The 15,559-nt window shown below is 70.2% G+C and carries 13 protein-coding genes; 7 read left to right on the forward strand and 6 right to left on the reverse strand.

The genetic code is table 11. The features are described from left to right. Nucleotides 1–230 precede the first annotated feature (230 nt). The 7 genes from AB0I15_RS43280 to AB0I15_RS43310 all read left to right on the forward strand — a co-directional run bounded on the left by AB0I15_RS43280 (nucleotide 231) and on the right by AB0I15_RS43310 (nucleotide 10,263). Nucleotides 231–1,781: a hypothetical protein gene (locus tag AB0I15_RS43280; protein WP_358109784.1), complete on the forward strand. Its 1,551-nt coding sequence runs from the start codon at nucleotides 231–233 to the stop codon at nucleotides 1,779–1,781. Further along, nucleotides 1,778–2,734: a PrgI family protein gene (locus AB0I15_RS43285; protein WP_358109787.1), complete on the forward strand. Its 957-nt coding sequence runs from the start codon at nucleotides 1,778–1,780 to the stop codon at nucleotides 2,732–2,734. Before AB0I15_RS43280 ends, AB0I15_RS43285 begins: the two co-directional genes overlap by 4 nt. Continuing rightward, nucleotides 2,731–4,596 carry an ATP-binding protein gene (locus tag AB0I15_RS43290; protein ID WP_358109790.1) on the forward strand — a complete coding sequence of 622 codons (1,866 nt, stop codon included), beginning with the start codon at nucleotides 2,731–2,733 and terminating at the stop codon, nucleotides 4,594–4,596. Before AB0I15_RS43285 ends, AB0I15_RS43290 begins: the two co-directional genes overlap by 4 nt. Beyond that, a complete protein-coding gene (locus tag AB0I15_RS43295) occupies nucleotides 4,593–7,163 on the forward strand; it encodes a type IV secretion system DNA-binding domain-containing protein (RefSeq protein WP_358109793.1) in 2,571 nt (856 codons plus the stop codon). The genes AB0I15_RS43290 and AB0I15_RS43295 overlap by 4 nt, the downstream gene beginning before the upstream one ends. Nucleotides 7,164–7,213: 50 nt before the next feature. Then, complete coding sequence (locus AB0I15_RS43300) at nucleotides 7,214–8,245, forward strand: replication-relaxation family protein (RefSeq protein WP_358109796.1); 1,032 nt, start codon at nucleotides 7,214–7,216, stop codon at nucleotides 8,243–8,245. Then, nucleotides 8,242–9,222 carry a C40 family peptidase gene (locus tag AB0I15_RS43305; RefSeq protein ID WP_358109799.1) on the forward strand — a complete coding sequence of 327 codons (981 nt, stop codon included), beginning with the start codon at nucleotides 8,242–8,244 and terminating at the stop codon, nucleotides 9,220–9,222. The genes AB0I15_RS43300 and AB0I15_RS43305 overlap by 4 nt, the downstream gene beginning before the upstream one ends. Nucleotides 9,223–9,549: 327 nt before the next feature. Beyond that, entirely contained in the window at nucleotides 9,550–10,263 is a 714-nt protein-coding gene (locus tag AB0I15_RS43310) for a hypothetical protein (RefSeq protein WP_358109802.1), read from the forward strand. Between the two features lie 87 nt (nucleotides 10,264–10,350). Here AB0I15_RS43310 and AB0I15_RS43315 read toward each other — a convergent pair whose 3' ends face one another. The 6 genes from AB0I15_RS43315 to AB0I15_RS43340 form a co-directional block, all read right to left on the reverse strand. Next, complete coding sequence (locus AB0I15_RS43315; protein WP_358109805.1) at nucleotides 10,351–10,842, reverse strand: hypothetical protein; 492 nt, start codon at nucleotides 10,840–10,842, stop codon at nucleotides 10,351–10,353. Further along, a complete protein-coding gene (locus tag AB0I15_RS43320) occupies nucleotides 10,839–11,348 on the reverse strand; it encodes a hypothetical protein (RefSeq protein WP_358109808.1) in 510 nt (169 codons plus the stop codon). The genes AB0I15_RS43315 and AB0I15_RS43320 overlap by 4 nt, the downstream gene beginning before the upstream one ends. A 64-nt stretch (nucleotides 11,349–11,412) precedes the next feature. Further along, nucleotides 11,413–11,976: a hypothetical protein gene (locus AB0I15_RS43325; protein WP_358109811.1), complete on the reverse strand. Its 564-nt coding sequence runs from the start codon at nucleotides 11,974–11,976 to the stop codon at nucleotides 11,413–11,415. Nucleotides 11,977–12,141: 165 nt separating this feature from the next. Then, the gene (locus AB0I15_RS43330) at nucleotides 12,142–12,600 is read right to left on the reverse strand and encodes a hypothetical protein (protein ID WP_358109814.1); all 459 of its coding nucleotides are present in this window, start codon (nucleotides 12,598–12,600) and stop codon (nucleotides 12,142–12,144) included. A gap of 212 nt (nucleotides 12,601–12,812) precedes the next feature. Continuing rightward, complete coding sequence (locus AB0I15_RS43335; RefSeq protein ID WP_358109817.1) at nucleotides 12,813–13,817, reverse strand: DUF932 domain-containing protein; 1,005 nt, start codon at nucleotides 13,815–13,817, stop codon at nucleotides 12,813–12,815. 210 nt (nucleotides 13,818–14,027) lie between these two features. Further along, nucleotides 14,028–15,260, reverse strand: a complete 1,233-nt coding sequence (locus AB0I15_RS43340) for a hypothetical protein (RefSeq protein ID WP_358109820.1) — start codon at nucleotides 15,258–15,260, stop codon at nucleotides 14,028–14,030. Between the last annotated feature and the right edge of the window lie 299 nt (nucleotides 15,261–15,559).

Raw genomic sequence — 15,559 nt, forward strand, 5'->3', positions numbered from 1 at the left:
TGACCCGCCACCCACCACCGCGCCTGCACGGGACGGGCACACTCCCGGCCATCGCATGGCGTGGCATGGCGCAGCTCCTCGTGATTGTCGCCATCACGTTCACCGCCATGACCACGTCGGCTGTCGCAGAACCCGAGCCGCCCGTGCCCTCCCCCACGGCCAACTCACAGCCCGCACCGCCCATGCCCGCGCCGAAACCGGCCTCGACGCCCACGGCACCGACCGGACCGATGCTGACACCACCAGTCCAGCCGATCCCGAGCACCGGGCCAACGTCTCCCGCATCACCTGCGCAGCCGACACCGAAGCCGGAGCTGCAGCCGGGCGGCGAAGCGGAGGAGTGCGGCTGGCTGGACTTCGGCTGCAAGATCAACCGGGCGTTGAACGGCTGGTTCGGCTCGATCGTCACCGAGGCCATCCAGCCCGCCTTCCAGACCGTCGGCACGCTGCTGCTGTCGGCGCCGCCGCCGTCCATGGTGGAGCGGGTTCAGGAGCTGTCCGCGCATGTGCGGGTGGTGGCCAATGCGCTGCTGGGCCTGTTCGTGCTGGCCGGTGGTGTGATCGTGATGGCGTACGGCAGTGTGCAGACCTCCACCACCGCCGCCGAGGTCGCACCCCGCCTGGTGGTCGCCGCGATCACGCTCAACTTCTCACTCACCGTTTGCGAGTACGCCATCGAGCTGGCCAACGGCCTCGTTGCGGCGCTGCTCGGCCAGGGGGTGGACGGGCGGCGGGCCGGCGACCTGATCGCCAATAAGCTCACCAACCCGATCGGCCAGTTGCAGAGCCCGCAGATGTTCCTGATCTGGATGATCGGGCTCGCCGTGGTGATGGGCCTGATCCTGGCGTTCATCGCGATCGTGCGGGTCGCGTTGCTGCTGTTCCTGATGATCGCGGCGCCGCTCGCGCTGCTGTGTCACGCGCTGCCGCAGACCGAGCACATCGCCCGCCTGTGGTGGCGCGCCTTCACCGGCGTCCTGATCATGCAGGTGCTGCAGGCGCTCGTGCTCATCTTGGCGTTCAAGGTGTACTTCACCGACGCCACCGACGCCTTCGCCACCCCCGCCAGCGACCCCACCCTAGCGGCGGTCAAACCGGCGGTGATGCGGGCGATCGACACGCTGGTCCTGATCGGCCTGCTGTTCATCCTGATCAAAATTCCCGGCTGGGTGGCCCGCTCGGTCTGGCAGAACGCCCAGCCCCAGCTGCTCAGCCGCCTGGTCAAAGCGCTGATCGTCTACAAGACCCTCGGCCTGGCCAAAACCGCCCTGACCAGAGGCGGCCGGGCCACCCGAACCGCCACGAAGAGCGCGAAGACCGCGCACCGCCATCGCCGCCCGCCCGGCACCGCTGCAGCAGGACGGCGCGCTCCAGCAGCGCCCCGGCCGCGTAGCGGACCACGAGGACCACAGCCGACGGGCGGCTCCACCACGGGAGGAACACCACCGGTGAACACGCCCACCCCGGCCGGACCGCGCGGCCACCAGCAGCTCCAGCTCCCCCTCAATCTCCCACCTGCTGCATCGCCATCGGGATCACGGCGAGCAGGATCCGCCACCGGGCGAGGCCATCAGCTGGCGTTGCCGTTCCCGGTCACCCGCGTACCGCGCCCGCCCACACCGCCCACACCGCCCACACCGAGTGGTCCATGGATCCGGCCGAAACCGCCCTGGGCGCAGCCGATGCTGCCCGGCATGCCCACCCGAGCGGCCCGGCCCCGGCAACTGCACCTCCACCTTGACCCGCCACCCAGCCGAACCCGCAGGAAGGACGGCCGATGAACGAATCCGAACCATTGATCACGACCATTCCCGCTGATCTCCATGCCCCTGACAAGATCGTCTATGGGCTGAGCTTCCGGCAGATTCTTATCGTCGCCCTGACCGGCGGTATCGCCGCCGCCGTCTACTACCTGTTCCACCAGCTCCTGCCCATCGTCATCCTGGCGGCGATCGTCCTGCCGCTCGTGGCGCTCGGCTTGAGCATCGCGCTCGGGCGCCGGGACGGGCTGAGCCTGGACCGCTTCGCCCTGGCCGCCCTGCTCCACACCCGCGCCCACAAGAAGTTCGTGTCGGCGCCCGAGGGGGTCGCCGAGCCGCCCCGGTGGTGCCGCCTGCGGGGCACGCTGCCCGCCCCGCTGCGGCTGCCGGTGCGGGCGATCCGCACCGACGGCGCCCTCGAACTGTCCGACGGAGGGGTCGCAGTGCTGGTGGAGACCAGCACCCTGTCCTTCCACCTGCGCACCACCCGCGAGCAGGCGGCCCTGGTCGGGGCGTTCGGCCGGTGGCTGAACTCCCTCGAAGCACCCGTGCAGATCCTCGCCCGCGCCCGCCCCGCCGACCTGACCGACCTGATCGAGGCGGTCGAACACCAGGCAGAGGTGCTGCCGCACACCGCCCTGGCCGCAGCCGCCCGCGAACACGCCGACTACCTGGCCGAGCTGAACAGCTCCCGCGACCTGCTGATGCGGCAGGTACTCGTCGTGCTGCGCGACCACCCGACCGCAGGTCGGAGCCGCCGTTCGATACGCCGGAATGCCTGCGCGGCCGTCGTCCTGCGCCGGGCCGCCGAGGCCGAGCGCAGCCTCGCAGCGCTCGGCGTGGCGACCCGCGTCCTCGACGCCGACACGGCCAGCCAGGCACTGGCCGAATGCCTCGACCCCGGCGGCCGGCACCCGCTCGGCCAGGCCCTGCCCGACGAACTGATCACCTCAACCACCGGGAGCACGCCGTGAAGCTACGCCGCCACCACCGCAGCCATGACCACCAGCCCTGCGCTCTCACCCATCCGGGGTCGGCGCACGTCGGCGCCCGGACCCTGACCCTGCCCAGCGCCGTCTGCGCATCGTTCACGGTCACCGGCTACCCGCGCGAGGTCGGCGCGGGATGGCTCGAACCCTTGCTCACCTACCCCGGCCACCTGGATGTGTCCCTGCACATCGAGCCGATCCCGCAGCAGGTCGCGGCGATGCGGCTGCGCCGCCGGCTCGCCCGCCTGGAATCGGCCAGCCGCTCCGACGCCGCCCACGGCAGACTCGCCGACTTCGCCGCCGAGGCCGCCGCCGACGACGCCACCAGCCTGGCCGACAGCCTCGCCCGGGGCCACGGCCGCCTGTTCACCGTCGGCCTCTACCTCACCATCCACGCCCCTTCGGAGCCGGAATTGGCCGCCGAGGTGGAGCGGGTCCGGGCGCTGGCATCGTCGCTGCTGCTGGATGCGCAACCGGCGACGTTCCGCGCCTTGCAGGGGTGGACCACGACGCTGCCCTTGGGCGTCGACTCCCTCAACAGCACGCGCACGTTCGACACCACCGCCCTGGCCGCCGCCTTCCCCTTCACCTCACCCGACCTCGCCACCACCGTCGGCGAAACCGGAGTGCTGTACGGGCTGAGCGCCACCAGCAACGGCGTCGTCGTGTGGGATCGCTACGCCCAGGACAACCACAACTCCGTCGTCCTGGCCCGCTCCGGCGCGGGCAAGAGCTTCTTCACCAAACTCGAGGCCCTGCGCCTGCTCTACCAAGGGGTCGAGGTCGCCGTCGTCGACCCCGAAGACGAATACGCGCGCCTGGCCCACGCGGTCGGCGGCACCTGCCTGCACCTCGGAGCCAGCGGCGTGCGATGGAACCCCTTCGACCTGCCCGCCAGCCACGGCCCCCACGATGACGTGCTGTCGCGGCGGGCCATGTTCCTGCAAACCCTGATCGCCACCATGCTCGGCGGCACCCCGCTCACCGCGCAGACACGAGCGACGCTGGACTCGGCGATCATCGCCACCTACCAGACGGCCGGGATCACCCGCGATCCCGCCACCTGGAGCAGGCCCGCGCCGCTGCTCGCCGATCTGGTCACCACGCTTACCGGAAAGACGGCCGGTCAGACCGGCGCGGACCTGGCCGCGCAACTCGCCCCCTACGTGAGCGGCTCTTACCGGGAGCTGTTCGACGGCCCGACCACCACCACACCAGCCGGACATCTGACCGTCTTCTCCCTCCGGGACCTGCCCGAGGAGATGAAAGCCGTCGGCACCCTGCTGGCGCTGGATGCGATCTGGCGGCGGGTGGCCAACCCGCGCGACCCCAAGAAGCGCCTCGTCGTCGTCGACGAGGCCTGGCTGCTGATGAAGGAACCCGAAGGCGCCCGCTTCTTGTTCCGGATGGCCAAGGCAGCCAGGAAGCACTGGGCCGGGCTCGCCGTCGTCACCCAGGACGCCGCGGATCTACTCGGCTCGGAGCTGGGGCAGGCGATCGTGGCCAACGCCGCCGGCCAGATCCTGCTGCGCCAAGCGCCGCAGGCCATCGGCGCGGTCGGGGACGCCTTCGACCTGACCGACGGCGAGCGCCAGTTCCTGCTCACCGCCGAGCGCGGCGAAGCGCTCCTGGTCGCCGGCCCCGCCAGCCGAGCCGCCCTGACCATCGTCGCCTCACCTTCTGAGGCGGCGCTGGTCACGACAGACCCGCAGGTCCTCGCCGAACTCGACCGACACGATCAACATCGCCCGCTGCAAGCGCACGCTGCGCAACCACCCGGCCCGCCCGGTTCCGCCGAGACCACCACCAGCAGCCAGGACGACAACGAGGAGAGCGACCCGCTATGACGATCAACCCGGCACCGAGCCAGGACGGGCCGTGCCTGCTGTGCGGCATCGACGAGCGTGATGTTCACGAAGCCCTGGACTTCCTCACCGAGCTGCCCGCCCGCCTGCCCGAACTCACCCTCACCTACGGCCCCCGCCTCGCTACGGCCGTGGGGGTGGTGTGGGCCGTGGCTGCTGTGGCGCGTCACCTGCTCGGCTGGCTTCGTCACGCCGACATGACACCCCAAGCCCGGCTCATTGACATCTCCAGCCCGCCGCGCAGCGATCCCGAAGGCGCCGTGGTGCTGTGGCGCCAACTCGTCGGCCTGCTCCGCCCCGCGTGGAAACGTGCCTTCGCCGGGCAACCGCACCTGGTGTGGGAATACCACGGCAGCGACGCCGGAGTCCGCATCCGCCTGTGGGTACCCGGCACGATCCCGGCCGGAATCGTGGAGAAGGCCGTCCAAGCCGCCTGGCCCGGCGCGACCACCACCACAAGCCCCGCCACCTCCCCCCTCCCGATGAAGACGGAGGTCGCAGGCGGGCGACTCGTCCTGGCCGCGCCCGAGCACTTCCCGCTCAAGACCGACCACGACCACGACCCCATCCGCTCCCTGCTGGAAGCCATGAGCGGACTCCGCGAAGGCGAGCACGCCGTCGTGCAGGTGCTGGCCCGCCCGACCACCGGCCGCCGCCTGCGGCACGCCTACCAGGCAGCCGCCCACCTACGCGGAGGAGGAAGCCGCCACACCCTCGGCCGCGTCCTCGATGAGATCCTCCCCCTGCCCACAGCCGCCCGCGACCACCACCACACCAGCAACCTGGCCCGCGACTTCCCCGAACGCACCGAACAGATCCGCACCATCCTGGCCAAGGCCGGTCAGCCGCGCTACACGATCGCCGTCCGCTACGCCGTCGCCACCAGCCACCAACCCCTCTCCGCCCACGCGCTGACAAACGCCCGCCCAGGCGATGCGACTACTCCTCATCTGGTCCGTGGATGGCTGCGAGGCCACGCGCACACCCTGGCAGGCGTCTTCGCGCTGTTCACCGGCGGCCACCAGTACCTGCGCCGAGCCCGTCTTTGGCGGCCCGGCCGCACGATCGGCTCGCGCCGCCTCGACGGCGGCTACCTGCTGTCCGTCGCGGAGCTGGCCGCGCTCGCGCATCTGCCGTGGGACATCGACGCGCCCGGCATCACCCGCGCCGGAGCCCGCCCGGTAGCGCCGTCCCCGGCCGTACCCCGCACCGCGCAGGGCGGGGCCGCCCGCATCCTGGGCGACGCCGACAGCGGCCCACCCCGGCCCGTAGCACTTCCCGTACGGGACGGGCGGCATCACACCCACGTCCTGGGCGGCACCGGCGTCGGCAAATCCACCCTGCTCGCCAACATGGTCCTGGCTGATGCAGCGGCAGGCCGGGGTGCCCTGGTCATCGATCCGAAGGGTGACCTGGTCACCGACATCCTCAACCGGCTCCCGGAGCGAGCCGTCGGCAAGACGGTGGTGTTCGACCCGCAAGACGCAGCCCCGCCACCGTCGATCAACATCCTCGCCGGGCATGACCCTGCCTTCGCCGTCGACTCCGTCGTGACCATCTTCCACCGCTGCTTCTCCACCGCCTGGGGGCCACGCGTGGACGACCTGCTCCGCTCCACCTGCCTCACATTGACCAGCGTCCTGGGCCGCAAGGCGACCCTGGCCGATGTGCCCCGGCTGCTGACCGACTCGGCGTTCCGTGCCCGGACCACAGCCGAGCTGCGCGATGAGCTGCTGGCCGGGTTCTGGGACTCCTACCAAGCCCTCACTCCCGCCGGGCAGGCCACCGTCATCGGCCCGGTGATGAACAAGCTCCGCGCCGTCCTGCTGCGCCCGTTCGTGCGGCAGGCACTGGCCAGTCCGGAGACCACGGTCCCCATCGGCCAACTTCTCGACCGAGGCGGGCTGGTCCTGGCCCGGCTGCCTAAGGGCATCTTGGGTGATGACGCGGCCCGGCTGTTCGGCTCCATCCTGCTCGCCCACACCTGGCAGGCCGCCACCCGCCGCTCCCACCAGGCCGAATCGCAGAGGCCGGATGCCTCCCTGGTGATCGATGAGTGTCATAACTTCTTGAATTTGCCCGGCCACGTCAACGACGTGCTGGCCGAAGCGCGCGGCTACCGGCTGTCTCTGGTACTGGCTCACCAGCATCTCGACCAGCTTCCCGCCGATCTGCGCGAAGCGCTCTCAGCAGATGCGCGCAACAAGGTCTACTTCAACGCCTCCCCAAAAGACGCAGGCGAGTTGAAGCACCACACCGCGCCGCTGATCAGCCCACACGACCTCACCCATCTGGGCGCCTACCAGGCCGCCGCCCGCCTCATCATCGACGGCCAGCAGATCTCCGCCTTCACGCTGCGCACCCGACCTCTGCCCGCCCTGGTTGAGGGCCGAGAGGCAGAGATTCGCCAGGCATCTCACCAGCGGTTCACGGGACTGGCGGTTGCCCGGCGAGCAGGCCAGGCACCCGAACCAACCGCAAGCAGAGCGCCCGGCCCTCCCCCGCGCGACGTAGACCCCGGCGCACCCTCAGCCTCCACCCGTCACTGACCGACCCACGCCCTAGTCCGACTAGTCCGACCACGTCACGGAGGTTCACCATGTCCGACAAGCCCTGCGGTTGCTCGTGCACCTGCCAGCCGGCCAAGCAGCCCGCCACCCGGACAGCGGCGGCTCGCAAGCTGCCCCGGTTCACCATCCAGCCCATCCCGGCAGCCCAGCCCCGGCTCGATCACACCGCGTTGATGATGCTTGCCGCGCGGCTGACCGAGCGCGACTACCAGATCCTCGAGCACCTGCACCGCCACCGCGTCCTGACCACCCACCAACTGCAGCGCATGTTCTTCACCATCGCGCAGGCGACCCGCGCCCGCATGACCATCCTGTTCGAGCTCAACGCCGTCACCCGCTTCCGGCCCTGGGCCGGATACGGCGCGGGCTCGGCCCCCATCCACTGGGCCCTCGGCAAAGCCGGAGCCGCCGCCCTGGCCGCCCGCCAAGGCATCACCCTCAAAGAACTCGGCTACAACCCCGACATCCCCGTCGCCGTCTCCTCACGCCTGGCCCACCAGATCGGCGTCAACGACTTCTTCTCACACCTGCACAGCCATGCCCGCCACACCCCGCAAGCCACCTTGAAAGCCTGGTGGTCAGAAAGGCAATGCGCCACCAAATGGAGCGACCTGGCCCGCCCGGACGCCTACGGCTGCTGGCACGAGAACGGCCGCCAGATCGACTTCTTCCTCGAACACGACACCGGCACCGAAACCCTCAAACGCGTCGCCGACAAGCTCCACGACTACCGCAACCTCGCCGACGCCACCAACCACACCACCCCGCTCCTGTTCTGGCTGCCCAACCCCACCCGCGAAACCAACCTGCGCAAACTCCTCACCGGCAGCGACCTCCCGATCGCCACCGCCGTCCACACCACCCACGGCGACGGCCCCGCCGGACCCGTCTGGCTGCCCATCCCCTCCGGGGCGGGACAGGCACGCATGCGGCTGGCCGACCTCGACAACGGCTGGCCCCATCTCGCCCTCGGCCGAAACTCCCAACAGCACACCGCCGCCGACGACAACTACGACGAATTCCTCGACAGCATCTTCCAGGAAGACAACAAGAGCAGGTGAAGACCGCCGCGGCCGGCGCCGCCCTCCTGCTGCTCATCATCTGCGCGTTCATCGCAGCCGCGACCAGCATCCTCACCGGCTCCGGGACACCCGGCGGCCTGGGCTGCGCGATCACACCCGCGACAACGAGCAGCACAGCGAGCGAGCCGATCGCGGCCGGTGCATCGACCGGCGTGGCCTCTACGCTGACCTTGGACATCGAGCAGCAGACCCACGCCACCCTCATTATCCAGATCGCCATAGAGCGCGGCCTGCCCGCGCGGGCAGCCGTCATCACGGTCGCCACCGCTCTGCAGGAGTCCCAGCTACGCAACTTGCACTACGGCCACCTCGATTCGCTGGGCCTGTTTCAGCAGCGCCCCTCGCAAGGCTGGGGAACCCCGGAAAAGGTCCTCGACCCTCGATACGCCATCAGCATCTTCTACGATCGCCTTGTCAAGGTGCCCCGCTGGGAGCAGCTCCCGCTCACCCGGGCCGCCCAAGCCGTCCAGCGCTCCGGCCGCCCCGACGCCTACGCACCGTGGGAGCCCCTCGCCCAACGCACCGTTGACGCCCTCACCGAGACCTGCGTCCCGCTCATCCCCGGCGAGCACATCGCCGCCGTACTCGCATACGCGCACGCCCAACTGGGCAAACCGTACCTTTGGGGCGCCGAGGGACCTACCGCCTTCGACTGCTCCGGGCTGACCATGCGCGCCTACCAAGCCGCCGGAATCAGCATCCCCCGCGTCGCCGCCGACCAATGGCGCCACGGCCCACCCATCCCAGCCGGTCAGGAACTGCCCGGGGATCTGGCCTTTTTCCACATGGATGCAGACGGCCCCGGACACGTCGGCCTCGTCATCGGAAACGGCCAGATGATCCACGCACCCAACCGGCGCAGCGTCGTCAAAATCGACAGCTATCAACGGCGGGACTTGATCGAGTTCACCCGCCCCACCGCCCACGCCGTCACCAGCCAACCCGACCCCCGCTAACCGCAGGCCACACCCCGCTGCAACGCCGCTAGCGCCGTTAGCACCGACCCCCGGGACACCTTACGGCCGCCATACAGCCCTCACGGGCCGTGGACAGCCGCCACCGCATCCCGGGGCCACAGCCACGGCGGATCGCGCGGGCTGACGGACCCAACCATGGCTGTCACCGCACCCGCCAGAGCGTCATCCAGCACCGGCGCGGTACCTATCCGGCGGGTGAGCTGCTCGTTTCTTCCTGCAACTCGCAGTCACGCAGAGGAATGTGTCCGATACTGTCCGGGAACATCTCCATGGGTTCGCAGGTGAAGGAGGCACCTCGTGTGCGCGATGCGGTTTGCCCCGTCCCAGCTCGTGGTCAGCCTCTCCTACGACCTCAACAACCCGATCAAGATCCGAGCCAAGCACAAGGTCGCCGGCATGCTCCTGCTCGACCGCGACCACGCCAACCGCCTCGAAAAAGGCTGGAACGTCCCCGGCGCCTACCTCCTGCTCGACCGCCCCGACACCCACGGGCGGTGGGGAGCCTACGTCGGCAAAGCCACCAACCCCGGCCTCCGCAACCGCGTCCTCCAGCAGCTCAAGGACCGCGACCACTGGTACCGGGCGCTGCTCATCCGCTACGAATCCAACGACGACGAAACGCTCAACAGCAGCGAAGCCGGATGGCTCGAAGGGCGCCTCTACGACCACCTCGCCAAGGCCAGGCAGGTCGATCTGCGCAACCGCAACCGGCCCCAGGACCCCACCCTGTCCGACGACGACGAGACCAGCCTCATCGACTACCTGCTCCCCGTCGAGTCCGTGCTCCGGCTTATCGGCCACACTCTCTACCCCCGCCCAGCAGGTGCCCCCGACGGCGGCGGACCTCTCGTCAAAAGGATCAAGTCCAGGCCCGAGGCGAACAAGCCCGCCCCCCACCTCAGCCCGTACCGACCGACCCCCGACACCAGCCCGCCGTTGGGCCCGGTAAAAGACGTGAAGGAGATCATCGCGCAGATCAAGGCGGGCACCTATGTGTATAGGGGAGCGCTGAGCCGCTAACGTCATGAGACCCGGTGGTGGAGGAGGTGTGCCCCGGCCAGCGCACTTTTCCTGTGCTGGACGGGGCGCACCCCCTATGCCACCGGATCAGGCGCTACCGAACATGTCCTCGTCCGTCGCCTCTCCCTCTGTCTCTTCCTCGTCGTCCTCTTCGCGGTCGAAGATCCGGCAGGCGAGCTCCTCCTCTTCCGTGAGAACCACGGCGAACAGCTCCTCAACCCCGAGGGAAAGGGCCCTGCACAGGCGGTGCCAGCCGTCGATGATCAGCATGCCGCCGTTCGGGACCGTGGCCATGATCAACGGCTCGGACAGATCCACCTGGGCCGCGTGCTCGGCGTCGATGGCGACCAGCTGAATCATGCCCGCCCACCACCGGGTTTGGATCCGCCCATCCGGGGCCCGGCCCTGAGTGAGCTTCTTGGCCTCGGTGATGTCCCAGCGCCAGCCGAGCATCTGGAAGACCTCCACCCGCGTGCTATCCCGGTCCGATCCGGACCTGCGGGCGGCCGGTGGCTGCGGCGCGGTGGGCGCGGGCTCGCCGGTGCTCGTGCTGGTGCCGTTGTGGTGGGGGTGGGTCATGCCGTGGTCTCCTGGCCGGTCGAGGCACTCGGAGACTGCTGCGCGGAGCAGGCCGGCGCGAGTATCTCGGCTTGGGCGAGGAAGATGCGGGCGGCGCCTTGCCGGATGAGGGCGAGGCTGTGGTCGAGGTGGGCCAGGGCGAAGTCGAGTTCGCCGTTGCGTCCGGGTGCACGTGTGGTCACGTTGGGGTCTGGTGGGGTGGGGTCATCGAGGTACGGGGTGATCCAGGAGACGAACCTGGATACGGCCTCAGCCGGACGCACGCCTCCGCCCTCGGCGTACTCGATGTGCCGGGCCAGCAGCCGCCACCATGTGCACAGGGTCTGCGCGCGCAGGGTGGTGTAGATCTGCTCGGCGCTCAGCCGCTCACCCCGGCCAAGACGCCGGACGATGTCGTCGAGGTGCTGCTGGCGGGCGCTGCGGGCCTGCTCGATGACCGTCTCCAGGGCGGCCGGAACCTTTCCTGAGGGTGCGGCGGGGGCTGGATGCTGCGGGGAGGTGTTCATGACATGGGTGTCCCTTCGGGGGTGTCGCCAGCGCCGGGATGCGCTGGCGGGGTCGGGTGGCCGGTCATGGCCCCGCCACCGTCGAGGCGGGCGGGGTGGGGCTGTCCGGTCGGGGGTGGTCGTGGTCCACGGGCGTGGTCGCGATCGGATGGGCGCTCTGCTGGATGAGGTGCTGGGTGAGCAGGTGGCCGCTGTCGTGAAGGAAGTCGCGGGCGGCCATGCGCGCGGCGTGGGCCAGAGCGTGATCGAACAAGGTGCCCGGCCGGGCCACCGGAGGCTCCCCGGTGAGGTAGTGGCGGGCCCAGGAACGCACCCGCCGCACCGCGTGATCGGAGGTCAGCTTCTTACCGGTGATCTCCTCATCGACCAGATCCCACCAGGCGCGCCATGCCTGAGCGTGGGCGGCGGCGAACACCTGCTCACCGCGCAGCCGTTGCCCGTTCTGCAAGGCGAAGATCGCCTTTGCCGCTGCCGTGTAGAAGGCGTGGCGGACGGCGGTGATTTTCTCGGAGGTCAGCTGCTCACACGAGCGCCGCGCCGTCTCATCCTGGGATGCGGTGCCGTCCCGGGCGGGAGGGGTGCTGCTCGGTTCACCGGGCAGAGGGCCGGGCGGGTAGCGGTGATCCATCGGGTGTTGTCCTTTCGTTGGGTGACAGCGGACCGTTGAGGGTGAGGGTCATGGGGTGGCCGCCCGGCTGACGGCTCGGCACATCGCCCCGCTCGAGCCGAGCAGGGCGCAGACCGGTGAGGCGGGCAAGGGGGCGGACGGTGGGACGCGCCCCCGCACACGCCGTCACGGGCGATGTTCCGAGGCCGAGGTCCGCTCGGTCGCGGTCGCGGGGCTGCCGGTGTCGGCCGGGCGGGTGTCGTGATCGGAAGGCAGGGCCAGCGCCTCGGCGAGCTTCTCGGTCGCGTCCAGGAACGCCCGTGCGCCGCCCCGGCGGCACTCGGCCATCGCCAGGGCGAACAGGCCGCCGTTGGACACCGGGCGGGCGTTGAGCAGCAACTCCTGAGCCCGTTGCCGCACGGCCAGCAGCGCGGTCGCGCCGTCAACGGTGTCTTCGCGGCCGTGGGTGAGGTCGGTGACCTGCTGCCACCACGACATCCGCTGGTAGGCGTAGGCGATACGGGCCAGGTCCTTGTCGTGCAACGTGCCCTCCTCATCGAGGCAGGCGATGCGGTTGAGGGCCTCGCTGAGTTCCCAGCGGGCGGTGTTGGCGTGACGGACGGCCTGGTCTTCGAGTCGGCCCATGACGATCTCCTTCGTGGTAGCGGTGGATGACGTACGCGGGTGGGTATCGGCCCTGGTTGAGGCTTTGGGTGGGGCCCCGGCCCGGCCCGCCGCGAACCCCGGGGATCCGGGGCGGGCGGCCGGTGTGACCGGTCGGGGGTTGGCCGGTGTGGTGTCCGGTACGGCCCCCGTGCGGGGGCGGTACCGGACACCGGCGCTGTGGGCGCTGTGGGTTAGGCGGTGGCCAGGAGCCGGAACGCGCGGGCCTTGAGCTTGGCGTTGTCGTGGTCGTCCAGCAGGGCCCGCTCCGCCCGCACCGTCGCCACGTCGCGGCTGCCGAACACCGGGCTCTTGTGATCCAGCCGCTCGGTCACCGCGTTGTAGGCGGCCCAGCGCGTGTTGCGGATCGGCTCCTGCGTCGGGGCCTGCGCGAACAGGTACTCCAGCTCCCGCATGGTCAGGTCGTGATTGCGCTTCGCGAGTTCCTTGGCGTCGGCCGGGAGGGGGTGGAGCCGGTTGGCGAACTGCCGGAACTCCTTCACCTCCATCGGCATGGCGAGGAGTTTCTCGGCCTCGGCGGCGAACGCTTGCCCGTGCTTCCAGGTCAGTTTCAGCGCCTCCCGCGCCTCGGCGATGCGCCCGGCCACGTTGCCGGTATGCCGGACGGTGAACTTCGAGGCGTGGTTAGCGAGCGCGGCCCGTTCGGTGTTCGCGCACACCACCCGGACCGGGGTGGCGACGGTGACGAACGACCCCCACCCGTCATGCCGGGAAAACGCCGCCAGATACAGGTCGACCTGGTCGAACCCGCCGACCATGAGCGGCTCGGGCAGCCGCATCGTGACGAACACCCGGCGTCCGCCGTTCAGCGACCCGCCCGTGTCGAAGATCGCCCCCGATTCGTCCACCAGCGTCTGCAGGAACCCGGTGACGTCCTCGTTCTGCAGGACCTGATAGTCCCTGCCGACCCGGCCGAGCCGTTCGGGCGCTCCGGTGACCGGGTTGGTGCGCACCACCAGGAAGTCCTCATGCGTGACGACCGGCAGGCCGGTGTCGGGGTCGGTGACCTGGCCGACCGGCACCTTGCGCACGTTCCACCCGGCGAGTTGGGCGTTGGACAGCAGGTCCTCGGCGGTCATCGGGCCGGGCGCGGTGTAGCCGAGCCCGTGCCAGCCCGGCTTACCGGCGGCGGCGAACCCGGCCGAACCGTTGGCGAAGACCTCGATCTCGTGAGCCATGACAGTTCCCTTTCTGATGTGCGGTGCTGATGCGTGGTGGTGATGTGTGGGCATGCGAAACAGAAGCGATGGGGTGTGGTGGGGTCCGGTCCCGCCGTGTCGGGGGCCGGTACGCCGGTGATCAGTGGGTGACAGGGGGTGTCGCAGCCCGGCGCGGGGCCGAGGCGGCGGGTGGGGCGGGCCGGTTGGGGCGGCCCGCCCGCACCCCGATCAGTCGCGGTGGGTGTCGGCCCTCACGGTGTTCTCGGCGTCAGCGTCGGCGGGGACAGCCGGAACCGTGGCGGGGGTGGCGGGGGTGGCGGTGGGGGCGAGGGCGAAGCGGCGGGGCCGCTCACAGGACAGCACCGCATCACCGAGGTTGACCAGCCGGTCCAACGCGTTGGCCACCGCGCCGGACGAACGGTCCAGCGCCCGCCCGATCTCATACGGGGTGAAGTCCTTGTCCGGGAACTCGATCAGGTGCGCGTGCACCATGTCTCGCAACGCGCTCGGCCGGACCCCGTCTCCCGTACCCGCGCCGCTTGCGGCGCCCGGCCGGGCCGCCGCCGGGCGGGCCGGGGCGGCGGTGGTGCCGGTCAGCACCGCCCGGGCGTTGCGGTGCGCCGAGGCGACCTTCGTTATGGCCATTTCCAGGTACCCCAACGCCATCACGGCGTTCCCCTCGCCCTTTGCCGAGATCACCCCGCCGAACAGTTCGATCAGTTCCGTCAGGTCCGCTCGCGCCTGCGCCCATGCCGAATCATCGTCCACCGGCTCAGACACCGGCTCGGACATGTCGGTGTCGGGAAGCGAGTCGTGTTCGCCGCCCGGCTGGTCTTCTGAGCCCTGACCGGCCGTGTCGTCGACACTCAGACCCTCCGGCTGGCCGCCCGGCTCCTCAGCCAGGTCCGCCTCGTCGGTCGGCTCCTCCGCCATGGCGGGGTCGGCCGAAACGATGGGTGACAGGAGCGCCTCCTCGTCCGAGGCGGGTACCGCCTCCGTGTCCGGGGTTTCCGTGTCCGGTGCGGTGATCGCGGCGGGCGCGACATCCGTCGGAGCCGGAGCCGGAGCCGGGGCCGGGGCCGGGGCCGGGGCGTCGGCGGTACCGGTCGGCACGGGGGTGTCGATGGTGATGGGGAACCACCGGTCAGCGGCGCGGCCCCGCGTCTGACCGTCATTCACTCCCGGCTCACGGCGGGCGCACCCCTCGGTCTCGAACTGGTTGAGGATCTTGCCCGCCACCATCCGGTTCAGCCCGGCCGCCGCCCCGATCACCGTGGCCGACGCGCCCGGCTCGGCGGTCAGCGCGGCCCACACCGCCGTCACACGCCCGTCCTCGTCCGTGGCGGGGCCGGTGTCCGGAGTAGCGGCGTCGGGGCCGTCAGGGGCCGTCACAGGCGCGGCGGCGGCGGGAATGATGACGGCGGTTTCCGCGTCAGCGGGAACGGTTTCGGTGACGGTCATTTCCGGGGTTTGAATAGCCATTTCGTGACGCCCTTTCCGGTGGCATCATCGGCCCCGTCCGGGCCGGTGCTTTTCGTTTGCGTCACGACCATCCCTCGCAAGCAACGCGGACGGCAAGTCGACCGGGCCATTTTCTATGTCACCCCAACGGCTGGAGAGGCTGACCTAACAAACCAACCACTGATCTGCGGAAACATCTCGCGAGAAGCCCATGGGATCGGCTTGACATGAGACGCGCGTCCAGCTCTTCACCTATTTCACCGGACGACGGAAAACGATGCCCGAATGCCCGAATACCG

Origin of the sequence: Nonomuraea sp. NPDC050643, from assembly GCF_040654715.1 — a bacterium.
Taxonomy (GTDB): Bacteria; Actinomycetota; Actinomycetes; order Streptosporangiales; family Streptosporangiaceae; genus Nonomuraea.